The 22918-nt window shown below is 68.6% G+C and carries 23 protein-coding genes; 13 read left to right on the forward strand and 10 right to left on the reverse strand.

The genetic code is table 11. The annotated features are described in order from the left end of the window. The first annotated feature begins 101 nt into the window (after nucleotides 1-101). A complete protein-coding gene (locus ACPCUW_RS21260) occupies nucleotides 102-926 on the forward strand; it encodes a hypothetical protein (RefSeq protein WP_064908278.1) in 825 nt (274 codons plus the stop codon). An 18-nt stretch (nucleotides 927-944) separates the two neighbouring features. On the opposite strand, the gene ACPCUW_RS21265 is transcribed toward ACPCUW_RS21260, so the two are convergent. Beyond that, on the reverse strand, nucleotides 945-1787 hold the full coding sequence (locus ACPCUW_RS21265; RefSeq protein ID WP_064908279.1) for an acyl-CoA thioesterase domain-containing protein: 843 nt from the start codon (nucleotides 1785-1787) through the stop codon (nucleotides 945-947). Nucleotides 1788-2332: 545 nt separating this feature from the next. Here ACPCUW_RS21265 and ACPCUW_RS21270 point away from each other — a divergent pair. After that, the gene (locus ACPCUW_RS21270) at nucleotides 2333-2611 is read left to right on the forward strand and encodes a hypothetical protein (protein ID WP_227463053.1); all 279 of its coding nucleotides are present in this window, start codon (nucleotides 2333-2335) and stop codon (nucleotides 2609-2611) included. A 108-nt stretch (nucleotides 2612-2719) separates the two neighbouring features. On the opposite strand, the gene ACPCUW_RS21275 is transcribed toward ACPCUW_RS21270, so the two are convergent. Then, complete coding sequence (locus ACPCUW_RS21275; RefSeq protein ID WP_423426635.1) at nucleotides 2720-3619, reverse strand: helix-turn-helix domain-containing protein; 900 nt, start codon at nucleotides 3617-3619, stop codon at nucleotides 2720-2722. A gap of 126 nt (nucleotides 3620-3745) precedes the next feature. Further along, nucleotides 3746-3976 carry a DUF397 domain-containing protein gene (locus ACPCUW_RS21280; protein WP_030515774.1) on the reverse strand — a complete coding sequence of 77 codons (231 nt, stop codon included), beginning with the start codon at nucleotides 3974-3976 and terminating at the stop codon, nucleotides 3746-3748. A gap of 431 nt (nucleotides 3977-4407) precedes the next feature. On the opposite strand from ACPCUW_RS21280, the gene ACPCUW_RS21285 reads away from it, so the two are divergent. From ACPCUW_RS21285 to ACPCUW_RS21305, 5 genes are all read left to right on the forward strand, one after another. Beyond that, on the forward strand, nucleotides 4408-5208 hold the full coding sequence (locus tag ACPCUW_RS21285; RefSeq protein ID WP_423426637.1) for an SAM-dependent methyltransferase: 801 nt from the start codon (nucleotides 4408-4410) through the stop codon (nucleotides 5206-5208). A 191-nt stretch (nucleotides 5209-5399) separates the two neighbouring features. Beyond that, nucleotides 5400-5615, forward strand: a complete 216-nt coding sequence (locus ACPCUW_RS21290) for a hypothetical protein (RefSeq protein ID WP_036524801.1) — start codon at nucleotides 5400-5402, stop codon at nucleotides 5613-5615. A 163-nt stretch (nucleotides 5616-5778) separates the two neighbouring features. After that, nucleotides 5779-6060, forward strand: a complete 282-nt coding sequence (locus ACPCUW_RS21295; protein WP_030515776.1) for a hypothetical protein — start codon at nucleotides 5779-5781, stop codon at nucleotides 6058-6060. Between the two features lie 131 nt (nucleotides 6061-6191). Further along, complete coding sequence (locus tag ACPCUW_RS21300; RefSeq protein WP_030515777.1) at nucleotides 6192-6749, forward strand: TetR/AcrR family transcriptional regulator; 558 nt, start codon at nucleotides 6192-6194, stop codon at nucleotides 6747-6749. Nucleotides 6750-6866: 117 nt separating this feature from the next. After that, complete coding sequence (locus ACPCUW_RS21305) at nucleotides 6867-7433, forward strand: hypothetical protein (RefSeq protein WP_231953374.1); 567 nt, start codon at nucleotides 6867-6869, stop codon at nucleotides 7431-7433. Nucleotide 7434: 1 nt separating this feature from the next. On the opposite strand, the gene ACPCUW_RS21310 is transcribed toward ACPCUW_RS21305, so the two are convergent. Next, entirely contained in the window at nucleotides 7435-8853 is a 1419-nt protein-coding gene (locus ACPCUW_RS21310) for an amino acid permease (protein WP_423426640.1), read from the reverse strand. A gap of 106 nt (nucleotides 8854-8959) precedes the next feature. Between ACPCUW_RS21310 and ACPCUW_RS21315 the strand changes: the two genes are divergently transcribed. From ACPCUW_RS21315 to ACPCUW_RS21330, 4 genes are all read left to right on the forward strand, one after another. Continuing rightward, entirely contained in the window at nucleotides 8960-10333 is a 1374-nt protein-coding gene (locus tag ACPCUW_RS21315; protein WP_423426641.1) for an MFS transporter, read from the forward strand. After that, nucleotides 10326-10757 carry a MarR family winged helix-turn-helix transcriptional regulator gene (locus ACPCUW_RS21320; protein ID WP_030515781.1) on the forward strand — a complete coding sequence of 144 codons (432 nt, stop codon included), beginning with the start codon at nucleotides 10326-10328 and terminating at the stop codon, nucleotides 10755-10757. The genes ACPCUW_RS21315 and ACPCUW_RS21320 overlap by 8 nt, the downstream gene beginning before the upstream one ends. Nucleotides 10758-10766: 9 nt before the next feature. Continuing rightward, nucleotides 10767-11252 (forward strand): universal stress protein, encoded by a 486-nt coding sequence (locus ACPCUW_RS21325; protein ID WP_227462811.1) that lies wholly within the window; start codon nucleotides 10767-10769, stop codon nucleotides 11250-11252. Nucleotides 11253-11335: 83 nt separating this feature from the next. Further along, nucleotides 11336-12415: a DoxX family protein gene (locus ACPCUW_RS21330; RefSeq protein ID WP_423426643.1), complete on the forward strand. Its 1080-nt coding sequence runs from the start codon at nucleotides 11336-11338 to the stop codon at nucleotides 12413-12415. 25 nt (nucleotides 12416-12440) lie between these two features. Here ACPCUW_RS21330 and ACPCUW_RS21335 read toward each other — a convergent pair whose 3' ends face one another. Next, nucleotides 12441-13274, reverse strand: coding sequence for an alpha/beta fold hydrolase (locus ACPCUW_RS21335; protein WP_423426645.1), 834 nt, complete (start codon nucleotides 13272-13274; stop codon nucleotides 12441-12443). A 100-nt stretch (nucleotides 13275-13374) separates the two neighbouring features. On the opposite strand from ACPCUW_RS21335, the gene ACPCUW_RS21340 reads away from it, so the two are divergent. Continuing rightward, on the forward strand, nucleotides 13375-13989 hold the full coding sequence (locus ACPCUW_RS21340) for a TetR/AcrR family transcriptional regulator (RefSeq protein ID WP_423426647.1): 615 nt from the start codon (nucleotides 13375-13377) through the stop codon (nucleotides 13987-13989). Between the two features lie 9 nt (nucleotides 13990-13998). Here ACPCUW_RS21340 and ACPCUW_RS21345 read toward each other — a convergent pair whose 3' ends face one another. The 4 genes from ACPCUW_RS21345 to ACPCUW_RS21360 form a co-directional block, all read right to left on the reverse strand. Continuing rightward, entirely contained in the window at nucleotides 13999-16062 is a 2064-nt protein-coding gene (locus ACPCUW_RS21345; RefSeq protein WP_423426648.1) for a neutral/alkaline ceramidase, read from the reverse strand. A gap of 115 nt (nucleotides 16063-16177) precedes the next feature. After that, nucleotides 16178-18601: a beta-glucosidase family protein gene (locus ACPCUW_RS21350; RefSeq protein ID WP_423426649.1), complete on the reverse strand. Its 2424-nt coding sequence runs from the start codon at nucleotides 18599-18601 to the stop codon at nucleotides 16178-16180. 60 nt (nucleotides 18602-18661) lie between these two features. Then, nucleotides 18662-19126 carry a nitroreductase family deazaflavin-dependent oxidoreductase gene (locus ACPCUW_RS21355; protein ID WP_423426650.1) on the reverse strand — a complete coding sequence of 155 codons (465 nt, stop codon included), beginning with the start codon at nucleotides 19124-19126 and terminating at the stop codon, nucleotides 18662-18664. 9 nt (nucleotides 19127-19135) lie between these two features. Then, nucleotides 19136-19735, reverse strand: a complete 600-nt coding sequence (locus ACPCUW_RS21360; RefSeq protein WP_423426651.1) for a TetR/AcrR family transcriptional regulator — start codon at nucleotides 19733-19735, stop codon at nucleotides 19136-19138. Nucleotides 19736-19923: 188 nt separating this feature from the next. Between ACPCUW_RS21360 and ACPCUW_RS21365 the strand changes: the two genes are divergently transcribed. Beyond that, nucleotides 19924-22005, forward strand: a complete 2082-nt coding sequence (locus ACPCUW_RS21365) for an acyltransferase family protein (protein ID WP_423426652.1) — start codon at nucleotides 19924-19926, stop codon at nucleotides 22003-22005. Here ACPCUW_RS21365 and ACPCUW_RS21370 read toward each other — a convergent pair. Continuing rightward, complete coding sequence (locus ACPCUW_RS21370) at nucleotides 21980-22912, reverse strand: glucosyl-3-phosphoglycerate synthase (RefSeq protein ID WP_064908287.1); 933 nt, start codon at nucleotides 22910-22912, stop codon at nucleotides 21980-21982. The genes ACPCUW_RS21365 and ACPCUW_RS21370 overlap by 26 nt on opposite strands. Nucleotides 22913-22918: the final 6 nt, after the last annotated feature.

Genomic DNA, 22918 nt, shown 5'->3' on the forward strand with positions numbered 1-22918 from the left:
AACGGCACCTGAAAACACAGGTGAAAGAACGCTGCCGAAAGCGGCTGTGGAATGATCGAGTTCCCTTGCCAGAGCAGGGTATCGGGGGTAATTCTTCGAGGGTGACAGTCGATCGGGCGCAGACATCCTCGCGCCGGCGCAACTGGGAACAACTACCCGCGGCGACCCGGGCGGCGGTCGAAGCGGTGACCGGTCCGGTCGCGCGGGCGAATTCGGTGATCGCCGGATTCAGCAGCCAACTCGCGACGGTGATCGAGACGGCCGAGGGCCGGACCTTCATCAAGGGTGTGCCGCAACGAGATCCGGAGGTCTGGACCCAGCACCGCGAGGCCGCGCTGGCTCGTCACGTGACTCCGGTAGGCCCGAGGTTACGGTGGCAGATCGCGGCCGGCGGGTGGGATCTGCTCGGATTCGAGTTCATCGCAGGACATTTCGCGGACTACCGCGTCGACGCCGATCTCGCCGCCACCGCGGCCGCGATGTCCGCGCTGAACCGGCTGCACCCGCCCGCCGAGGTGGAACTCAAGGACGCCGAGGTCCGCTGGGGCGCGTATCTCGACGACGACGCCGATACCGCGGTGTTCGCCGGTGACGCCCTGCTGCACACCGACTGGAACTACAGCAACGTCATCATCGACCATGCCGAGGCCCGGCTCGTGGACTGGCCGTGGGCGACGCGGGGTGCGCCGTGGATCGACCCCGGCTGCTGGATCGTCTGGCTCGTCTTCGCCGGCCACGATCCGGCCGCCGCCGAGTCCTGGGCCGCGCGGGTCCCCGCCTGGCACTCCGCGTCCGAACGCGACCTGCGCATCTTCTCCGGCGCGCTCGCCGCGGAATGGACCGCGACGGCCAACCGCAGTCCCAACGTGTGGACCCACGGCCTGCGCGACGCCGCCCGCCGATGGGCCGCCCACCGTGGCCGGTGAGCGGCGCCGGCCGCCGGGCTAGCGGCGTGCGCCGCCGGCCGCGGCGATCACGCCGTCGAGATGACTCGCGGTGATCTGGCGGGCGGCATTGGAAACGGCGGTGATCATCGCGCTGCCGAACGCGCCGTGCCGATCGAACAGGGTCGCGGTGCCGGCGGCGATTCCGTTGCGGCTCAAGTGATTATCGGCCTCAAGACCGATGTCGGCGCCCTCGGGCATGCGCACCAGGGCGAGCGTCAGATCGGTGTTGATGAAGCCCACCCCGGCACTGGACCAGTTGGTCACCATGCTGGTCTGCTCGGCGGCCATCGCGGCCACCACGAACGGCGAGGGCCGCTCCCCGTCGACCACGTTCACCGGATGCTGCCAGCTGCGTTTGCGGCTGCCGTTCTCGTGTTCCGAGGGCACCCGTGACCAGTGCGCCGAATCGTCGCTGTGCCACAGCGGCGCATTCGGCAGATCGGAGGGAGGCGCCACCTCGAGCGACGGCGGCACCGGCTGCTGCTCCCGGGTCCAGATCTCGCCCGGCGGTTGCTCGGACGGCTGCAGGAAGACCACCGAGGCGCGTGCCGCGGGTTCGCCGTCCTGGATGACGACCGCATCGGCGAGCCGGATGCGCTTCCCGTTGCGCACACGAGTCGTGGAGACCGACAGCTCGTGCATGCGCGCCGGCTTGAACAGGTCCACGGTCAACCGCGCCGGCACGAAGCCGTCGGTGGCGTGCTCGTTGTCGAGAGCTCGCGCCAGCAGCCCGCACAGCGCCGGCCCGACCACCTGATCGGCCGACCACTGGCTGGCCGCCATCCGGTTCGGGGTGAAGCCCCCGCCGTCCACCGCGAAATATCCGTGCGAGCTGTCCACCGCGCGTGCCTGTCTCCTCGGGTCGCCGCCCGTGAGCACCGCGGGCGGTCACCGTCGGCGACAGCCCGCGCTCGCCCTCGGCGACTGATCTTGCTGGTCCAGGCAGATATAGCACGGTAACGAGAACCGGTTCCACGCCGGGGCCGCTGCGCGGGACACCGCCGACACGCTCGGCAGCGCTTTCGATCAAGATCGGCGTGTCGTTTTCCGGCGCCGATACCATATTTTTTCGGCGAGGGAACCAGCCGTCCGGTCCGTGTGGAAACAGTGCAGCAAGCCACCTGCCCGCTCCGGCCGGCGTGCCGGTCGGTATATCACCCCCGCTATGGGAATCGGCGCCGGATCACCTGCCCGACTGAGGGCTCCCGCGAAGGTCGGCAGCAACCCGTCAGCAGCCGAAAACCGGCCCCTGACCGGGGATTCGATGTTGCAGATGTGCTTGCATCTGATCTCGCGGCCACCCTAGACTCGGGCTGCAAGGCAATGCAGGGGACTACCCGTGAGCCGTAGGGTGAACCGGAAGCCAATTTTCGCTGAAGGAAACCATGCGGCCTGGCGTCAGGGGCGTTCGTATGAACCAGCCAATGGGCCTCGGTCGGCTCGGAGTGATGGACAGGAACCGGACCGGGCATCACAACAATTCGCGGGAAACCGCAACATCTTTCGTCATCAGTGCGGTCGAGTCCACCGGCGCGGCCACACGCGACGATTTCGATATCGATCGCATCGTCACCACCGCGCACGCGATGGTGAACGATTGGGATTTCGACGCGATGCAACCGGAAGCTTTCTGGCGCATCGCATCCAGTTGCATCAAACAATAGATCGGGACGGAAGTGGTAGCCGCCGACCCTGGGGTCGGCGGCTACTGCTGTCTTCGAGGCATTGCCGTGTTCGAGGCATCGATCGATCGCAATGCCGGATCGGCGGGTCTAGGCGGAGTCGGACAGGCCGGCCGCGGCCTTCTTCATCATCTCCCGCGACCGCTCCGGCGGTTCGGCCTGCACACTGAGCCGGTCCATGACCTGGCGGTAGAGCTCCAGATCTTGCTGGCGATCCAGATACAGTGCGCTGGTGAGCTGTTCGAGATACACGATATCGGGCAGTTCGGGTTCGGCGAAGCGCAGCATCGTGAACGAGCTGCCCGCCGCCGCGTGGCCGCCGGCCGCATACGGCAGCACCTGGATGGTCACGTTCGGCTTCATCGAGACCTCGACCAGGTGCTCGAGCTGTGCGCGCAGCACCTGCTCACCGCCGATCGGCCGGTGCAGCACCGCTTCGTCGAGGACTGCCCACAGCGTCGGCGCTCCGGAGCGGTCCAGGATTTCCTGGCGCTTCTTGCGGAGTTCCACTCGGCGAGCGGCCTCGGCGTTCTCGTGACCGAGCGCCACCACCGAGCGGGTGTACTCCTCGGTCTGCAGCAGACCGGGAACGAGCTGTCCTTCGAAGGTACGGATCGACTTCGACGCGTGTTCCAGACCCAGGTAGGTCTCGAACCATTGGGGCAGCAGATCGTTGTAGCTGTGCCACCACCCCGGCTGGTTCGCGCGGCTCACCAGATCGAGGAACATCTCACGCTCTTCGGCGTTGTCGACGCCGTAGAGCGTCAGCAGATCACGAACGTCGCGTTCCTTGAAACCGGTGCGCCCCAACTCGAGTCGGCTGATCTTCGCGTGCGAGCCACGGATGTGCTCGCCGGCCGCCTCACGCGTGATACCGGCGGCTTCCCGCAGTTTGCGGAGCTGTCCGCCGACCGCGATCCGAAGCGCTGTCGGACCGCGTTCGGCGACAAGCGAATCCACACGGCCGATCCGGACGGGCTCTGCCATCATGAGGTCTACTCCGATGCTCGACGATCACCGGCAATGAGGGTACAGCCATCGAGAGCAGCTGGTCGAACATCAGGAACTCTGCCTCGTCGCGTACCGACACCGCGCCGAGTGCCATGCTACCGCCGATCAGGCCAGATCGTCGAACTCTCCACTCTTCGCGCCCCGGAGGAACGCGTCGATCTCGGGGCGGGTGTAGACGAGCACCGCTCCCTCGGGATCACGCGAGTTGCGCACGGCAACCAGGCCATTGGACAAATCGGCCAATTCGACACAGTTCCCGCTCGGATTGCTGAACGTGCTCTTGCGCCACGCGGCTTCGGACAGGCGGCCGGCTGTGGTGGCAGTGGAATCGGTCATGACTGTCTCCAGGGTTCGTGGTGGCCGAGCTCGGCAGCAGGGGCCCACACTCGGCGATCCGGATTGATCGAGCTGATGCCTATCTTCAGCTCTTGCATATGTTCGAGCAAATGTACTTGCATTTGAAACCGACGCTTTGAACGATAGCACGGGGGTTGGCTCGGATCGAGCCCTCCGGAAAATCGCAAAAAACCAAGGGCAACAAGGGCTTTTCCATCCTTTTTCGATTGACTCGTCATCTTTCGAACCGGCCTCCGAGCACCCGAAAACGGTGTCCGACCGGTCGGTTTCGGGCCTCGACCGGGGCGGATGGCACATTCCCAGCCGATCCGCACACCGAATGCGACCGTTTCGGTTACCGTCTCGCGCACCCGGCATCGGCAACCGCCGGACGGGACTCGAGCGTCGGAACCGGGAGCAGGAGGGAATCGGTGCCGCCAAGACAGCAGCAGCCGTGCCGCGAGCGTGAGATTCGGACCGATATCCCGCACACCGCGCGGATCTGGAACTACTGGATGGGTGGACGGCAGAATTACGAGGTCGATCGCCGGGTCGGCAGCGCGGCAACGGAACTCGATCCCGGTATTTCCGCCTTGGCGGCCGAGAGTCGCCGCTTTCTCCGGCGCGCGGTCGAACATCTCGCCGGCGACCTCGGGATCACCCAGTTCCTCGACATCGGCGCGGGGCTGCTCGCCACGGACAACACCCACGAGGTCGCGTGCCGGCGCAATCCGGCGGCCCGGGTCGTCTATGTGGACAACGATCCGCTGGTGCTCACCCACGGCCGGACGCTGCTGACCGATCCGCGAGCCGTCTATCTGGATGCGGATCTGCGCGAACCGGATCGGCTGTTCGCCCGTGCCGCAGACATTCTCGATCTCGACCGTCCGGTCGCGGTGATGTTCATGGGCGTGCTCGGCCACTGCGAACGCATCGGCGAACTCCGCGCTGTCGTCGCCGACTCGATGGCGCGGGTCTGCCGCGGCAGCTACCTCGCCTACTGGGACGGCACCACCGACAGCGCCGATTTCGTCCGGATGTGCGCGACCTACGAAAACGTCACGGCCGTACCGTATTTCCCGCGCGACCATTGCGAGTTGCGCTCCATCTTCTCGGAGCTGGAGTTGCTCGAACCGGGCTTCGTCCCCCTGACTCGATGGCGCCGGCCGGCCGGCGAACCGGTGCCGACCGTGCCGGTGTCGGGCTACGGCGCGGTGGCGCGCAAACCTTGATCACCCCTTGGGGCACAACACTTCCGATCACCGACGAGTGTGCAGATGTACTTGCATTTGCTCCTTGCAGCGCCGTAAACTCGACCGCACGACATGGCCGGACCACGCCGGAGCAGGCAGGCCGGAAGCAGCGGAAGGCCGTGCCGAAAAGTTCGCTTCCGCAATCTTTCGCCAACGGTCGAGGGCATTCCATGAACCAACTGCTCCAGCATTCCGGTACATGCGATCACGGCACATCCGAGCACCGCACGTCCGGCGCCGATCAGGTCGGTGACTGCGCCACCGAACCCCGGGAACTCACCTACCCCCGCGCCCGCGCGATTCTCTACGCACACGACCGGCACCTGTCGTGCCGGCAGTGGATCGCCGCCGCGGCGTATCTGTCCGCCGGACTCGACGACGAGTAGATCGCCCCGCGTTCGCCACCCCCGTCAAGACGGCTGAACGCATCGAAACCGGTCCCCGACAGCGCGATTCCGCACTCGGGTTCGCAATCGCCTGTCACCAGGACGAATACGCGCCCTACGATGGTGGTACCCGCACCACACCATCTTGTGGAACGAGGGCATCATGATCCTTCTGGCGATGCACGACGTCATAGTGGCCCAGGTCGGCAACCCGACGCCCGAGACACCTCCGGCGGCGGACAAACTCCTGAAACTGGTGCGCTACTTCACCTGGTTCATGCTGCTGTCGGGGACCAGCGCGATCATCTTCGCCGGCGGCCGGTTCGCCTGGGAGAAGTGGAACGGCGGCCCGCTGGAGTCACCGAAGATGGTGGCCGGGGCCCTCGTCGGCGGCCTGGTGGCCACCAGCGCCGGAACCTTGATGAATTCGATTCTGGCGCAGTGATTCCCGACATTCCGGACGATTCACCCGGAACCCGTGTGTTCCGGACCCCGCCTCCGGACGCCGCCCCAGTAGGCTGAACGCGGACCACCGGCGGATCCGGTGCCGTCCCTCGGTCGAGATGGGAGGCTCCGGTGGCCGGCAGGCGGACCGACACACGGGACCGAATCCGCTCGGTCGCGATGGAGCTGTTCTCCGCGAACGGTTACGAACACACCTCGATCCGGGAAATCGCCGATCGGCTCGGCATCACCAAAGCCGCGGTCTACTACCACTTCCGATCCAAGGAAGACATCGTCGTCAGCCTCGCCGACGATCTGCGCAGGGGCATCGACGACCTGCTGGCCTGGGCCGCCGACCAACCGCCCGGACCCGGCACCGGCCGCGAAATCCTGCGCCGCTACGGCGCCGTGCTGCACCGCACCGGGCGGGAGATGACCCGGTTCATGTACGAGAACCAGCCCGCGTTCCGCCGGCTCGGGGTGGGATCGGACCTGCGCTATCACTTTCGCGCGGTCGCCGACGCGATGACCGCCCCCGACCACGAACCCCTGGCGGTCTTCCATGCCCGCCAAGCTCTGCTGGCCATCTCATGGAGTATCGGGATGATGGGCGACGTCGACCTGACCGACGAGCAATGCCGCCGGGCGGCAGAGGATATCGCGCTGGCCATCTACGAACGGGCACAATGAGAGCCTGATGAAGGCCGGCCCGAGGACATCATGAATACACGCGTAACCCTCCTGGCCGCTGCGATACTCGCGGCGCCGCTGCTGATATGTGGGTGCTCCCACCAGAATTCGTCACCGGTGAGCCAGGCGGCACATCCGGTTCCCATAGCCCACCAGGGCGCCCCCGCGGTCGGCCCCGGCCCGTCGGGCACCTACACCGTCGCCGCGCAACCGGCACCCGGCAGCTGCCATTTCGGCAAAACCGCTGACGGACAGCCACTTCCGGATCCGCACTGCACGCCGGGGGCGACCAATCCGAAGGTCACAGCCGAAACCGTCAAGTCCACGATTTGCGTAGGCGGATACACCCAATCCATCCGCCCGCCGGCGAGTATCACCGACCGGGAGAAGAAGGCGAACGCCGAATCCTACGGTTACACCGGCAATCTGCACGATGCCGAATACGACCATTTGATCTCGCTGGAGCTCGGCGGCGATCCGAACGATCCGCGCAATCTGTGGGTCGAACCGCCCTCCCCCGACCACAAGGCCGGGTCGGGGCCGAACAACCCCAAGGATTCGGTGGAGAACAAACTGCATTCGCTGATCTGCTCCGGCGCGGTCGGCCTGACCGACGCGCAGAACGCCATCGCGGCCGACTGGACCACCGCGTTGGCGGCGGTCGGCCATCCGGACGGAAAGTAGGTCAGCTCACCGCGGATGCCCGGCGGCGGCCCAACCGGTTCACCACCGGGTATCCGGCGCAGACGACCACCGCCCACCCCAGGCCGACCGCCAGCGCGGTCCGGCCGCTGTCGGTCCAGAACAGCAATACGACGACCAGTCCGAGGAAGGCCAGTGCCAGCACCGAGCTGACCGGCGCCCCGGGCAGGCGGTAGTCGCTGGCCGGCAGTTCGCCGCGGCGCACACGGGCCCGGTAGATCATGTGGCAGACCAGGATCATGCCCCAGACGAAGATGATGCCGATGGTCGACACCGAGGTGATGTAGTTGAACGCCTTGTCCGGGGAGACCAGGTTGACGATCACGCCGATCACCATCATCGCCGCCGAGAGCAGGATGCCGGCGAACGGCACCCGGCGATTGCTCAGCCCACCGAGCGCGACCGGGGCCTCACCACGCAGCGAGAGACTGCGCACCATACGGCCGGTCGAGTAGATGCCGGAGTTGCACGACGACAGCGCCGCGGTCAGCAGCACGAAATTGATGATCCCGGCAGCCCCCGGAATACCGATCTGCTCGAACACCTCCACGAACGGGCTGCGCCCGGAGTGGAAGACCTTCCAGCTCGACACCGACATGATCACGATCAGCGCGCCCACATAGAACAGACCGATGCGCAGCGGGAGCGAATTGATCGCCCGGCGCAGGGTGCGGCGCGGATCGGCGGCCTCGCCCGCGGTCACACCGACGAGTTCGACGCCCACATAGGCGAAGAGCACGATCTGCAACGCCAGTAGCGCTTGGCCGAATCCGTTCGGGAAGACACCGCCGTCGGCCCACAGATTGGTCACCGTCGGATCGGGGGCGTGGCCGAAACCGAAGATCAGCACGCCGATACCGATGGCGATCATCGCGACGATCGCGGTCACCTTGATGGTGGAGAACCAGAACTCACCCTCGCCGAACAGCTTCACCGAGATCAGGTTCGCGGCGAACAGCACGCCGAGCACGACGAGTGCGGTGACCCATTCCGGGATCGCGAACCAGTACTTGATGTATTTGCCGGCGACGGTGATCTCGGCCATGCAGGTCGCCACCCACACCGCCCAGTAGGTCCAGCCGGTGACGAAGCCGGCGAAGCGACCGAGGAACTCGTGCGCGTATTCACCGAAGCTGCCCGACACCGGCCGGTAGGTCAGCAGCTCCCCCAGCGCGCGCATGATCACGAAGATCGCCAGGCCGGCGGCGAGATAGCACAGGATCAGGGCCGGACCGGCCTGTTCGATGGCCCCACCGGATCCGTAGAACAGTCCCGTGCCGATCGCCCCGCCGATGGCGATCATCTGGATGGTTCGGGGGTTGAGGCCGCGCTGGTAGCCCTCTTCACCCGCGGACGCGAGGGCGGGCGCGTCCGTCCCCTCGGGTTTGCGGTCGGTCGTCATATCGCAGCACCGTACCGGGTCGGGGCCGGGGCGCGACCGGTGCAACCGTGCAGTGAACTAGTTCACAGCTCTTGCCGCCTAATAGTTGTGGGCGCACAATCATTGTGTGTCTACAACTGTTTCCGGGCTGACGCCGCGCCACAAGACGATCGTGCTGGTCACCTGCTGCCTGAGCCTGCTGATCTCGTCGATGGACGCGACCATCGTCAACGTCGCGATTCCGACGATCCGCAGCGATATGGCCGCGCCCCTGTCGCGGCTGCAGTGGATCGTGGACGTCTACACCCTCACCCTGGCGAGCCTGCTGATGCTGTCGGGCGCGACCGCCGACCGCTTCGGCCGCAAGCGCATGTTCCGGATCGGGCTGAGCATCTTCGCGCTGGGCTCACTGCTGTGCAGCGTCGCTCCCGATATCGACATGCTGATCGGGGCGCGCTTCATCCAGGCCATCGGCGGCTCGATGCTCAATCCCGTCGCGATGTCGATCATCACCACGGTCTTCACCGGCCGCGTCGAACGAGCGCGAGCGGTCGGCGTCTGGGGCGCGGTGGTCGGCATCTCGACCGCGATCGGCCCGATGGTCGGCGGCGTGCTGATCGACGCGCTGGGCTGGCAGTCGGTGTTCTGGATCAATCTGCCGATCTGCGCGGTCGCGCTCGTGCTGACCACGCTCTACGTCCCGGAATCGAAGTCGCGGACCGCACGCGGAATCGACCCGCTCGGCCAGGTGCTGGCTGTGGTGGTGATGTTCACGCTGGTCTTCGGGCTGATCGAACATCGCCCGGAGATCTTCGGCATCACGGCCGTGGCACTGGCCGGATTCCTCTACGCCGAACGGCGGCACCGCTCGCCGTTCATCGACCTGCGGTTCTTCCGCAGCGTGCCGTTCGCGGCGGCCACCGTCACCGCGATCTGCGCGTTCGCCGGACTGGGGGCCTTCCTCTTCAGCGCTTCGCTGTATCTGCAAGGCGTACGGCATTATTCGGCTGTGCACACGGGACTTCTCTACCTGCCGATGGCGCTGGGGATGCTGATCTGCTCGCCGCTGTCGGGCCGGCTGGTCGGCCGCTTCGGCACCCGGCCCTCGTTGGTCGCCGCCGGAATTCTGATGACGACGGCCGCGGCGCTGCTGACCACGCTGCGACCCGATACCCCGGTCTGGCAGCTGGTCGTGATGTTCGCGATCTTCGGCGCCGGTTTCGGCACCGTGAACCCGCCGATCACCACCGCCGCGGTCAGCGGGATGCCGATGGATAGGGCGGGCGCGGCCTCGGCGGTCGCCTCGACCAGCCGCCAGATCGGCGTCAGCGTCGGAGTCGCGCTGTGCGGGCTGCTGTCCGGGGCGGGACTGTGGTGGGTGGTGGCCGCTCTCGCGGCGGGCGTCGGGGTGCTGGGCATCGCCGCCAATACCGGATGGGCACTGCGCTCGCGTGACCGGATCGCGCCCCTGCTCGAACACAAGGAGCCCGCCCGTGTCTGACGACGAGCTCACCGTCGCCGCGGAGCCGACGCCCGACGAGGTCTGGCGCGTGCTTACCGATGTCGTCAAGGACACCCGCGACACCTGGAAGCGCGCGGTGGTCGATCGAATGGGCATGCCGTTCAGCAGATTCCGCGTGTTGCGGCGACTGTTGCCCGGTCCGCTGCCGCTGAAGGAACTGGCCCGGGTGGCCACCATGGACGCGCCGGCCACCACCGTGGTGGTCAACGATCTCGAGGCCCGCGGTCTGGTCTCGCGCGAAACCGCTCCGGACGATCGGCGGCGCAAGCTGGTGACCATCACCGATGCCGGGCGGGAGGTGATCGCGCAGGCGATGGCCACTCCCGATCCGCCGCCGCCCACGCTCACCGCGCTGTCCGCCGAGCAGTTGCGCACCCTGCACGATCTGTTGCGGCTGCTCTAGGCTCGGGTCGTGGCCGAAGAGACAACACCGGAGTGGGCGCCCGGCCTGTCGTCGGGTTTCGAACTGGGCACCGACGGGCCCCGGGTGATCATGGTCGGCATCGATGGTTCGGATGCCTCCTGGCGCGCGACCGCCTATGCGGCCGGATTGGCCCGGCGTCAGAACTCCCTGCTGGCAATGGTTTACGTCCAGCCGTGGATGGCCATGGCCGGCGCCTACGGCGTCGACGTCCAGGGCGCGACCGCCGAGATGGCCGAGGATCTGGCCCGGCAGGTACGCGAGCACGCGGAGAAGGTCAAAGACGTCTACCGCACCCGCTGGAAGTTCATCACCCGCCGTGGCGATCCGTTCACGGTGCTGGCCGAGGCCGCCGACGAATTGAAGGCCGACGGCGTCGTGGTCGGCGCGTCCGAGAAGGCCGGGCATCGAATTATCGGCTCGGTCGCGGTGCGTCTGGTGAAAGCGGGGCGCTGGCCGGTTACTGTCGTGCCCTGAGCTCCGTCGGCGTCCCGAAGTGATTGGGACGCGGCATCGGGGGAACCCGCCGGAACGAGACCGTTGAGGAAAGGGTTTTCACTATGTTGATTCGCCGCCTTGCCCGACCGCTGCTGGCATCGGTGTTCGTCGTCGACGGAGTCGACACTCTGATGCATCCCGAGCCCCGGGCGCAGGCCGCCACCACCTTGGTATCCCATGGGGAACAGCGGCTGCCGGATTCGGTATCGGCCAAACTGCCCTCCGATCCGGCGAAAGTGGTGCGGATCAATGCCATCGTCCGGGTCGGCGCCGGAACGCTGCTCGCGCTGAATCGCGCGCCCCGGCTCTCGTCGCTGGCGCTGGCGGTGACCGTCATCCCGGCCACCGTGACCGAGCAGGACTTCTGGAACGAATCGGATGCGCAGCAGCGTGCCGCCAAGCGCACGGCCTTCCTCAAGGACGTCGGTCTGCTCGGTGGCCTGCTCATCGCCGCGGCCGACACCGAGGGCAAGCCCTCGCTGGGCTGGCGGGGTCGCCGGGCCGCGCGTAAAGCCGCCGCCGCCCTGCCGTTCACCGCCGCCACCACCGACACGGTGCGGGATCGCCTGCAGCAGCAGGCCGTCCGCGGCCGGGAACTGGCGGCGGTGGCCGCCGACAAGGGCGCCGATCTGGCCTCGGTGGCGCAGTCGCGCGGCGCCGAACTCGCTTCGGTGGCCCAGTCGCGCGGCGGTGAACTCGCCGAGGCCGCCCGCGAACACGGCACCGAATGGGCGGAACTGGCGCGCAGCCGAGGCGCCGATTTGGCCGGCACCGCTCTCGACCATCGCGGCGAGTGGGCCGAGCTGGCCAAGCGACGCGGCGCGGATCTGGCCGAGGCCGCCCGCGAACACGGCGGCGACTGGGCCGAGCTGGCCAAGCGCAAGAGCGCGGAACTCGCCGACACCGCGGGCGATCACCGGGGCGAATGGGCCGAGATCGCGAAGCACCGCGGCAGCGAATGGGCCGAAGCCGCCCGCGAGCACGGTGGCGAATGGGCCGAGGTGGCCAAGCAGCGCGGGTCGATCTTCGCGCGCCAGGCCCGCAAGCGCGCCGAGAAGGCGGCCGAAGCCGCCCGCGAGCGTGCGGAGAAGGCCGCGGAGACGGCTCGCGAGCGTCTGGCCGAAGCTCGAAACGGCAAGTGACACATCGTTTCTCACCGGCGCCGGATCAGGCGCCGGTGAGAAACGCCGTCATCGCCGCGGCTACGGCATCGGGTTGATCGAGCATCGACAGCACGTACGCGTCGTCGATCTCCACCAGCCGGCCCGCGGGCAACAGTTCGGCGAGGCGGCGCCCGTGGTCGCGGGGCATCGGCGCGGCCTGCGGGGACCACAGCACCAGCGCACGTCCGGGGAAGTTCCGCAAGGCTTCGGTATCGGCGATCAGCTGCGCGGCCGGTGGCAACACCCGGCCATATTTGCGCACGTCCCGGCCGATATCCGGATTTCGCAGGGCGGGTTCGGTCCAGCCGCGCATCAGTTCGTCGGGTACCGGATAACGCGCCATCTGCCCGTAGATCAGCGACGAGCGGCGCAACAGCCCGATGCGCAACTGACGCAGCACGATCGGTAGGCCGCCCGGGACGCGCAACGCCAGCACCGCCAGCTTCCCGGGCAGTCCGGGCGGGAAGTTGTCGAAGGCCTCGCACGGCAACACGATCAACTGGGCGACCCGTTTGTCGAGGCCGTACGCGGTGAGGAACAGCCCGCCGCCCCAGTCGGAATGCACCAGGGTGACCTCGCGCAGGTCCAGTGCGTCGAGGAAATCGGCGAGCACCACGTTCTGGCCGCGCATACTCAGATCCGCGTCCGCCCGCATCGGTTCCGGATGAGAGCCGAGCGGCAGCACCGGCCGCACATAGCGAAAACCACTGGGTAGCAACGGCATCACCCGGTCCCACACCGTGTGATCGATGAGCAGTCCGTGCAACAGCACGACCGGCGGCCCCTGGCCCTCCTCGGCGTAATGAATCGGACCGGCGGGAACTTCGACGACCGGCATACCCCTGTCACCTCCGCATCGGAATCGCGCGACGACGCTGTGAACAACGCGTTCACCTTGTAGAACGTTCGCTCTAGAGCGTGTGTTCTAGTATGGGAGGATGTCCGAGACCGTGTCAACCCCGACCGTCGAGCGCATCGTCACCGCGACCGCGGAACTGATGCGCCGCCAGGGCTACGGCGCTACCAGCGTCAAACAGATCACCGCCGCCGCGCGGGCCCCGATCGGGTCGCTGTATCACCACTTCCCGCAGGGCAAACAGCAGATCGCGGCCGCCGCGCTGCGTACCAGCGGCGCCGCCTACATCCAGCTGCTACCGCTGCTGATGGACCCGTACCCGGACCTGCGGGTGGCAGTGGTGGCTGCGTTCACCGCCGCCGCCGAACAGATCGAGCAGTCCGGCTGGATGAACATGTGCCCGGTCGGCACGGTCGCGGGCGAGATCGCCGACAGCGAACCGGCGTTGCGGGAGGTGACCGCCGAGGTGATGCAGTCCTGGATCGACCAGGGCAGTGCGTACTTCCGCGAACGCGGACTGCCCGCCCCCGCGGCCCACACGTTCGTGATCGCGGTCCTCGGCGCCCTGGAGGGTGCGTTCATACTCAGCCGCACCCTGCGCTCGACCACCCCGATCGAATCGGCCGGGCAAGCGATGGCCGCCTATCTCGACATGCTCACCGAAACCCACTCCCCCGCAACGATGTCCGAGGGATGAACCAACCGATCAGCCCACGCTGAATTCGGCCGTGGTGCCGGTGAACGGAACGGCGGCGTCACCGTCGCGGCGGTCACCGCGGTATTCGATGCGGTAGCGCCCGGTTTCCGCGTCGGCGGGCACGGTCCAGTGGATGGCGATCCGCGAGGCCGCGGGCTGGCCGGGCGGGCGCGACCAGTGCAGTTCGGTGCACCAGTCGTTGTCGTCGAAGACCGCCCGCCATTGCTCGCCCTCGGCGCGCTGCACCTCGAAATAGCTTCCGCCGGTGTGCAAGTCGTTGGCCGGGTGGGCACCGCAGAACTCGACCGTCACCGTATCGCCGTGACCGTAGCCGGGCTTCGGCCCGGTGATCACCTCACCGAATGCGCGCCCGGTCATCGGCACATCGGCCGGTACCGGCGGCAGCAGATTCGGCTGCACGCCCGCGGTCCAGTCCAGCGGGGCCGGGCCGCGGCCGAGGTCGACGCGTGCGGCCACCGCACGGGCCAGCCGATCGAATTCCTGCACATAGGCGGGCAGGGTCCAGCGGCCGAACAGCGTTTCCCCGCCCTCGTACTGCTGGGAGGCGTATTCCTCCGGCGTGGTCACGTAGCCGCAGTACCCGTTCGAATAGCCTTGCAGCAGAACGTTTTCCAGCGGGACCGCCAGGGCGTGCGCCACCACCCGCCGGATCCGCAACCCCGAGACCACCGTGTATTCCGCCGGCCCCGAGGCCAGCACCAGATCGCCGATCCGCAGAATCTGGATCGGCACCGTCAGCGGGACCCACGGGCGCGGCGGCAGCACACCCAGCGGCGCCACGATCAACTTGGGCGCCTGCACATCCCGCATCCACTGCTCGATGGGGCCGTCCAGTCCGCCCAGCGCGGCGACGACCGGATCCGCATCGCCTTCCTGCAGGAACGACAGCTGGGTCTTCCAGTTGTCCTCCGAACTGGTCGCGGCGGCCGCGGCGCCCATCATGGCGGGCGCGGTGCGGGCCGGTTTGCCGTCCGGCGTGTAGGACCCGTCGATGGCGGTATCGGCCATGTTCAGATAACGCAGCGCGGCGTCCACTCCCCCGCTGCGCATCGGCCGCGCCGCATCGAAAGCCGCACGGCCCGCGCGATATTGGCGCTCGCCGATGAGAGAACAGTTGAGCCGGTTATCCTCGGTGGGCCCCGACGGATGCCACGGCGTGAGTCCGATATTCGGCGTCATATCACCGGCGTTGGTCTGCGCGAACGCCGCCACGAAGCCGGGCTTTCCGGCGCCCGGACGCACTCCCATCTCGTCGTGCTCCCAGCGGTAGCTGGCATAGCCCTTGTTGTCGGCCGAGATGAGCGTATTGGCGTCGGTGAGCGATGTCCCGTGCGTCGCGAACCAGGTGATCGCGCCGATGTCCTTGCCGCCCTGCCGCAATCGCAGCACCGTCACCTGCGGATCGATCGCATTCGGGAATGCGGCCTTGTCGTCCGGCGGGTTCAGGTCGAAGGCCACCCGGGAGCGGTTGGCCGAGGCGTCGTGCAGTTCGCCGTGCCCGAGCGACAGCGTGCCCGGCGCCAGATTCTCGTGCGCCGCCACCAGCGCCGCGACGATACCGTCCACCTCGGCTTGATGGGAATTGTTCTGAAAGCCGTATGCGGCAAGGGAATAGGCGTATTCGCGAGCGGTGCCACCGCAGGAATTGTGATTGTGGGTGGCGTTCAGGTTGACGTTGCGCTCGGTGTACAGGGCACCGAATCGCTGGGCCAGCCGCTGCATCACGGCAAGATGGACCGACTGGAACAGGCATGCGATATCCGCGTTGACGAAGGCCACCCGCTCGCCACTGGCCCGGTCGACCACGATGTAGGCGCGCGCCCAGGTCCGCATGAGCAGCCCGGTCGCGACCTGGTCGAGTTCGGAGTAGCCCATCATGCCCTGCCCGGCGACCGCGCCGGTCACATCGGCGATGCCGGCGCCGACCAGATATCCCGCCTCGTCGCCGGTGACCCGGATCGGTGCCGCCCCCGCGGAAGCGGTGGCACCCACTCCCGCGGCCACGGCCGCGGTGAAGGTGCCGGCCAGCATCGATCGCCGGGTAAACGTCACTGATCGCTCCTTCGATTCCGGCCGCCACGCTGCGACCGCCTCCTCCAACCGTGTGCACCGGAGATTACTGGTCACTCGTCCAGTACGCCAGCCCCGATTTCCCCACCGGGCCGGGTTACTCGATGGGCGCGGTCAGCGGCAGTGCGATCACCGAGGTGCCGACGTGCACGGTGAACGGACCGGGTTCGGTGTCCCAGCCCGCGTCGGTCCAGTGCTGAAAGGCTCGCTGCGGCAGTGAAATTCGCACCCGGCGCACCCCGCCCGGTTCGGCGGTGACACTGGCGAACGCGGCCAGCCATCGCACCGGCCGCTCGATCGCACTGTCCTCACGGGACAGATAGACCTGGACGACCTGCTTACCGGTCCGCTCGCCGATATTGGCCACGGTCACCTCGACGTCGTGGCCGTCCACCGCGAGATCGCTCAGCTCCCACACGGTGTAGCCGAGTCCGTGGCCGAACGGATACGCCGGCTGCACACCGGCCCGCAGCCAGGCGCGGTAGCCGATGTGCACGCCCTCGTCGTAGCTCAGGGTGCCGTCGGAGTCCGGCGTGGTGTCGCGGACCGGCACGTCGGCGAGTTCCTTCGGCCAGGTGGTCGGCAACCGGCCGCCGGGTTCGGCCGCGCCGGTCAGCACGTCGGCCAGTGCGGCGCCGAATTCCTGACCGGGGAACCAGGACAGCAGCACCGCGGCCACGTCGTCACGCCACGGCATCTCCACGGGGGCACCGGAATTCACGACCACCACGGTGCGCGGATTGACGGCGGCGACCGCGGCGACCAGGTCGTTCTGACGGCCGGGCAGCGCGAGGGTGGCCCGGTCGCGCCCCTCACTCTCCAGCTGTTCGGTAGTGCCGACGACCACCACGGCCACCTCGGCCCGGCGCGCGGCCTCGACCGCCGCGGCGAATTCCTCCTCGGGCGCGCGTTCCGGCCGCGCCACGACCAACCCGACGCCCAGGATCATGCCCAGCCCCGCGGCCGCCGACGCACCCGATCCGACCGTGATCCGGACGTCGACCTCCTGGCCGGCGGCGAGTTCGCGCGCCACGCGGCGTTGCGGCGGATCCAGCAGTGCCGCAACGGGATCCGAACCCTCGAAGGCGATATCGGTGTCGATCACGGTCGCGCCGTCGAGCTCCATCACGCAGTGACCGAGCGCCGCGACACCGAGCTGCCACTCGCCCGCCACATCGGCGCGCAGTCGCGCGCGCAGTTCGATCGCCGACGCGGCCGCCGCGTGCGGATCACCGAACAGCACCAGCCGGCCCGCCGTGCGGTGCTGGGTGTCGAGGACACGCTCCCCGTCCAGATAGCGCAGGCACAGCCCCGGCGTCCCGGTGGCCGGGTCGGTGACCAGGTCCAGCGGCGCAGGTATCAGGTCGTCACCGGTGCGCACCCCCGGCGTGTGGGTGACCGGCAGCACCGCCGACAGACCCTCGACCGGCGTGACGGTGTGGTCGGGGATCACGGTCGCGCTGCCGCCGCCCATGTACCGCGGCTGCCCGGCAGCGGGCCCCAGCAACGCCACCGAGGTCTGCGGCGGTAGCGGCAGCACACCGTCGTTGTGCACGAGCACCATCGCGGCCGCGGCGGCGCGGCGCACCAGATCGTGGGCCTGTGTGGCGGTGAAGTCGGGCACCGGCTCGGGCTCGTGCGGGGACAGGGCGCCGACGCGCTCGGCGAAGCGCAGGATGCGCCGGACCTTGTCGTCGATCGCGGACTTCGGCACGGTGCCGGCCGCGAGCGCGTCGGCGAGGGCCGGACCCCACAGCGGCGACGGGCCCGGCATGCACAGGTCGGTGCCGCGCGCGGCGCCTTCGGTACTGCGCACGGCGGTCCAGTCCGAGACGACCACGCCGTCGAATCCCCAACTGCCCTTGAGAGGTTCGTCCAGCAGCGGCGATTCGGTCATGGTGATTCCGTCGACGCTGTTGTAGGCGGCCATCACCATCCACGCCCCCGCCTGCACCGCGCGTTCGAACGGATACAGGTACAGCTCGTGCAGGGCGCGCGCGGCGACGCGGACGTCGACGGTGAACCGGTCGGTCTCGGAATCGTTGGCCACGAAGTGTTTCGGGCAGGCGGCGACGCCGTGTGCCTGCACCGCACGCACATACGCGGCCGCCATCTCCGCGGTCAGCATCGGGTCCTCGGAGAAGCATTCGAAATGTCTTCCGCCGAGCGGAGATCGGTGCATGTTCACGGTGGGCCCGAGGACGGCGTAGACGTTCTTCTGCCGGGCCTGCGCCGCGATCAGGGCCCCGATCTCGGTGAGCAGGTCCCGGTCCCAGGTGGCGGCCAGCGCGGTTCCCGACGGCAGGCTCGCCGAGGGATCACGTTCGTCCCAGTTCTCGCCGCGCACACCCGACGGCCCGTCGGATACCGGCATCTCGGCGAGGCCGATCGCGGAATCCCCGGCCAGACGGAACATTCCGGCTCCGGAGATGAGTCGTAGTTCGGCCGCCGGATCCAATTGCGTTGCCAGCTGCTCGATCCGGTCGTGCATCGGCTGCCCCGTTTCGTCTCGACTGCGCATCGGCCTCGACGCTACGGGATATCGGCGGGTCGGCGCCGTATTACCCGGCGCGCGTCGGGGTTAGCGCAACCGCAACCGGACCATCGGCAGCGTATCGACCGGCGCGCCGGTCGCTCGTTCGATCACCGCGCGCAGGTTCTGCCAGGCCCGGGGGTGGTCGTGGATGTAGTGCGCGAGCGCCGCCGCCGATTCGGCCTCGGTCATCGCCGTAGCCGTCGCGGGTACCGCGCGCCGGGTGCCGACCCACAGCCGGACGTTCGAGTCGGCCTGGATGTTGCGGTACCACTGGGCGCGCGTGCCGAAGCCGGACACGATGACGTACTCGCGGGCCCCCGGGTGGTCGACCACCTCCAGCACCACGTGCCGCTTCGCGCCGCTCGTGCGGCCGATATGTTCCATCATCAACAGCCGGTGCCCGAAGACGAATCCGAGACCCGCGCGATACAGCCCGATCGGGGCGCGGACCAGGATCCTGGTGTGCAGTGCCCGCGCACCCGGCCCTGCGGCGAATTCGGCGAATGCCATGGTGATCTCCTAGTCGACAGTGAACCGGGGCCGCTCGTCGCCCGAGTCGCCCCGCACGCCCGCGATCCGCAGCAGCGGCGTCCCGAGGTCGAGTGCGCGGGTTCCGGGGTCGATGAGGCGATGCAGAACCAGGCCGTCCAGCGCGGCCACCAGCACGACCGCGGTCGCCTCCGGATCGGGGACGGATTCGTCGGCGCGCAGCCGGGCGGCGATCGCGGCGCGGAATTCGGCGAGTACGGCGGCCAGGCCCGCGCGCAGCCGGTCGTGCCGGGTGGCGGCGAGCAGCATTTCGCTGAACACCCGGGTATCGGTGTCGGTGTCGTCGTAGCCGCCGATCAGCGACAGCAGTGCGGTGATGCCGGCCGCGGTGTCGCCGAGCAGGTCGGTGGGCACGTCGTCGACCAGCCGCCGCATCATCCGCAGCGCCGCGTCGATCAGCAGGTCGTCCACCGATCGGAAGTGATAGTGCACCAGCCCGGCCCGCACCCCGGCCCGTTCGGCGACGAGCCTGGTCGTCACCGCTCCCCAGCCGCGTTCGGCGATCAGTTCCGTCGCGGCGTCCATCAGCCGGGCCCGCGTCTCGCGGCCCTGTTCTTCCGCGGTGGCCAACGCACCCCCTTGGTCGTTCGCCTTGGGCGAATGACCAAACTATACCGCGACGGTGGGAACCTCCACAAGAGGCCGTCGACCCGCCGTGCGCCACGCTCGCGGAGTTGGTCCCGGGTCAGGACGGTGTGATAGGGAATTGTCGTGTCATGCACCCCTTCCGTTCATCCCCTCTACACCGCCGCGCCGCCATGCCCGCGACGGTGACGGAGGCGGCCGTCGATCGCGCGCGAGCGCTCGGCTACCGCAGGGACCTGGACGGATTGCGCGGACTGGCCATCGCGCTGGTGGTGGTGTTCCACATCTGGTTCGGCCGGGTGTCGGGCGGGGTGGACATCTTCCTGGTGCTGTCGGGCTATTTCTTCACCGGTTCGCTGCTGCGCCGGGCCGAGTCGAGCGGTGAGGTCGGCATCGGCCTCACTCTGCGGCGCACCGCCCGCCGGCTGTTGCCCGCGCTCGTGGTGGTGCTCGGCGCCGTCGTGGTCGCGACCGTCACGCTGCGGCCGTACACGCAGTGGGGTGATCTGGCCGGCCAGACCCTGGCCTCGCTGCTGTACTACCAGAACTGGCGGCTGGCGACGACCTGGTCGGACTATCTGGCCGCCGATCCGTCGGTGAGCCCCCTGCAACACCTGTGGTCGATGTCGGTGCAGGGGCAGTACTATCTCGCGGCCCTGCTCGTGGTGGCCGCCACGGTATGGGTGTGCCGGGGACTCGGGCGCGAGCGCGCGATGCGCCCGGCGCTGGCCGCGGTGATCGTGGTCGCCGCGCTCGCCTCGTTCCTGTACGCCGCGCAGGGTTCGGCGACCCATCAGGGCTGGAACTATTACGACAGCGCCGCGCGGGCGTGGGAACTACTGGTCGGCGCCGGATTGGCACTGGCCGCCGCCTCGCTGCGCGTGCCGCGGGTACTGCGCGCGGTGCTGGCGGCCGCGGGCCTGCTGGTCGTCGCGGTGGGCGGCTGGATCACCGACGGGGCGAATCAGTTCCCGGGCCCGCCGGCGCTGCTGCCGGTCGGTGCGGCCGTGGCGCTGATCCTCGCCGGCGCCGGGGTGGGCGCCGAGGAACAGCCGCGGCTCACCCGGATGCTCGCCTCGCCTCCCCTGGTCCGGCTCGGCGACCTGGCCTACTCGTTGTATCTGTGGCATTGGCCGTTGCTGATCTTCCTGCTCGCCGAACGCGGCGGCTCCCGCGCCGGGGTGGCCGGCGGTGCGGCGGTGATCGCGGTGTCCCTGGGGCTGGCCTACCTCACCCATCGCTATATCGAGCAGCCGCTGCGCCTGCGCCCCCGGCAGGAGACCACCGCGCCGGCGTTCGGCCCCCGGTATCGCCGCACCGCCGGAGTCGCCCTGTCGGTGACGGCGGCGGTGGTCGCCTCGGCGGCGGTCACCTGGAGCGCGGTCGTGCAGACTCATCCGCCGCGGGCGGTGGGCGCCCTCGACCCGGTGCAGTATCCCGGCGCCGAGGCACTGGTCGGCGGCGCGTCGGTACCGCAGGCGCGCATGCGGCCGACACTGTACGAGGCGCCGGCGGAACTGCCCCGCCCGACCGTCGACGGATGCATCGCCGACTGGGATCACCGCGAGGTCGTCAGCTGCACCTACGGGCCGGCCGATGCCCAGCACACGCTGGCGGTGGTCGGCAACTCCCACGCCGAGCACTGGATGCCGGCGCTGCAGCAGCTGGCCGAGCAGCACCATTTCAAGATCCTGGTGCATCTGAAGATGGGTTGTCCGCTCACTCTCGATCAGAACGCCATGTACAAGGGCGAACCGAATCCGGACTGCCGCGACTGGTCCCACGAGGTGATCGACCTGCTGGGCAACGAGCGGCCCGAGTGGGTCTTCACCACCGGCACCCGGCCGGTCGACGCGGGCGGCGACGAAACCCCGCCCGACTACCAGGACGTCTGGAAGGCGTTGTCCGACAAGGGAATCCGGGTGATCGCGATCCGCGACACCCCATGGCTGCGCCGCGACGGTGTGCGCTATCGCGCCATCGACTGCCTGGCCCGCCACGGCGATCGGATCAGCTGCGGAATGCACCGCGCCGATGCGCTCTCACCGGTCAACCCGGCCCTCGACGCGGCCGCAGCCTTCCCGAACGTCTTCCCCATCGACCTCACCGACGCCGTCTGCGAACGAGACGTCTGCCCGGTGGAAATCGGCAATATCCTCGTCTACCACGACGAGCACCACTTCACCGCGAGCTTCGCGCGGTCGCTGGCCCCCGAACTCGGCCGGCAGCTCAGCCCCCTGCTGGGTTGGTGGTGAACAGCGAGGCCAGCGGTGGACGCTCGGCCGACGACACCGGACTCGTCACCCGCCGCCACCCCGCCGCCTCGGGCCGGAACTGAGTCAGCCCCACCCCCGAATCGGGAATGTCGAGGCGCGCGAGCAGGGTCGCGATGATCTGACGGCTCATCACGGCCAGTTCGTGGGTCGGCCGGTTGCGATGAATCCGGATCCCCAGATCGACCTCGTCGATCGCCGCGCGGCCGTAGCGGTGCAGGGTGTCGAGCAGGATGCCGATCTCGACGCCGTAACCGGGCGCGAACGGAACCGCGGTGAGCAGTGCGCGGGTGGCGGCGTATTCACCGCCGAGCGGCTGCCGCACATCGGCCACCTCGGGAGCGAGTGCGGTCAGCAACGGCCGGGCCACCAGCTGGGTCACCCGCCCGCCGCCGTCGGTGTCGCCGTGCGGATCGTCGCCGAGCGGCCGGCGATAGAACCCTTTCACCAGCTGAATGCCCGGATCCCGCAGCAACGGCGCCACCAGCGCGGGCACGAAGCCCGGGTCGGGATCGTGCAGGTCGGAATCGATGAATACGACGATATCGCCGGTCGTCACCGCCAGTGACCGCCACAGCACCTCCCCCTTGCCGGCCCGCACCGGCACTCCCGGCAGCGCCTCCTCGCGGGTGTACACCGCACTCGCACCCGCGGCGCGGGCGCGGGCGATGGTGTCGTCGGTCGAGCCGGAGTCCACGACGACCAGTTCGTCGACGAGTCCGCCGATCAGATCCCGAATCGAATCGATCACTCCCGCGATGGTGGCGCGCTCGTTCAGGGCCGGGATCACGACCGACACGGTCCGGTCGCCTTTGGCCCGGATCAGGTCGTTCACGCCGACATCGTGTGCGGAAGAAGCGGTTCCGGCGGCGGGTGCGGCATAGGTCATCGATAT

This window comes from Nocardia sp. AB354, assembly GCF_049538315.1.
Classification (GTDB): Bacteria; Actinomycetota; Actinomycetes; order Mycobacteriales; family Mycobacteriaceae; genus Nocardia; species Nocardia nova.

Bases quoted from the DNA above. Each gene is read 5' to 3' on its own strand.
- ACPCUW_RS21270 (WP_227463053.1), top strand. From the start codon at position 2,333: ATGCGGCCTGGCGTCAGGGGCGTTCGTATGAACCAGCCAATGGGCCTC.
- ACPCUW_RS21275 (WP_423426635.1), bottom strand. From the start codon at position 3,619: ATGATGGCAGAGCCCGTCCGGATCGGCCGTGTGGATTCGCTTGTCGCC.
- ACPCUW_RS21280 (WP_030515774.1), bottom strand. From the start codon at position 3,976: ATGACCGATTCCACTGCCACCACAGCCGGCCGCCTGTCCGAAGCCGCG.
- ACPCUW_RS21290 (WP_036524801.1), top strand. From the start codon at position 5,400: ATGAACCAACTGCTCCAGCATTCCGGTACATGCGATCACGGCACATCC.
- ACPCUW_RS21295 (WP_030515776.1), top strand. From the start codon at position 5,779: ATGATCCTTCTGGCGATGCACGACGTCATAGTGGCCCAGGTCGGCAAC.
- ACPCUW_RS21310 (WP_423426640.1), bottom strand. From the start codon at position 8,853: ATGACGACCGACCGCAAACCCGAGGGGACGGACGCGCCCGCCCTCGCG.
- ACPCUW_RS21330 (WP_423426643.1), top strand. From the start codon at position 11,336: ATGTTGATTCGCCGCCTTGCCCGACCGCTGCTGGCATCGGTGTTCGTC.
- ACPCUW_RS21335 (WP_423426645.1), bottom strand. From the start codon at position 13,274: ATGCCGGTCGTCGAAGTTCCCGCCGGTCCGATTCATTACGCCGAGGAG.
- ACPCUW_RS21340 (WP_423426647.1), top strand. From the start codon at position 13,375: ATGTCCGAGACCGTGTCAACCCCGACCGTCGAGCGCATCGTCACCGCG.
- ACPCUW_RS21350 (WP_423426649.1), bottom strand. From the start codon at position 18,601: ATGCGCAGTCGAGACGAAACGGGGCAGCCGATGCACGACCGGATCGAG.
- ACPCUW_RS21355 (WP_423426650.1), bottom strand. From the start codon at position 19,126: ATGGCATTCGCCGAATTCGCCGCAGGGCCGGGTGCGCGGGCACTGCAC.
- ACPCUW_RS21365 (WP_423426652.1), top strand. From the start codon at position 19,924: ATGCCCGCGACGGTGACGGAGGCGGCCGTCGATCGCGCGCGAGCGCTC.
- ACPCUW_RS21370 (WP_064908287.1), bottom strand. From the start codon at position 22,912: ATGACCTATGCCGCACCCGCCGCCGGAACCGCTTCTTCCGCACACGAT.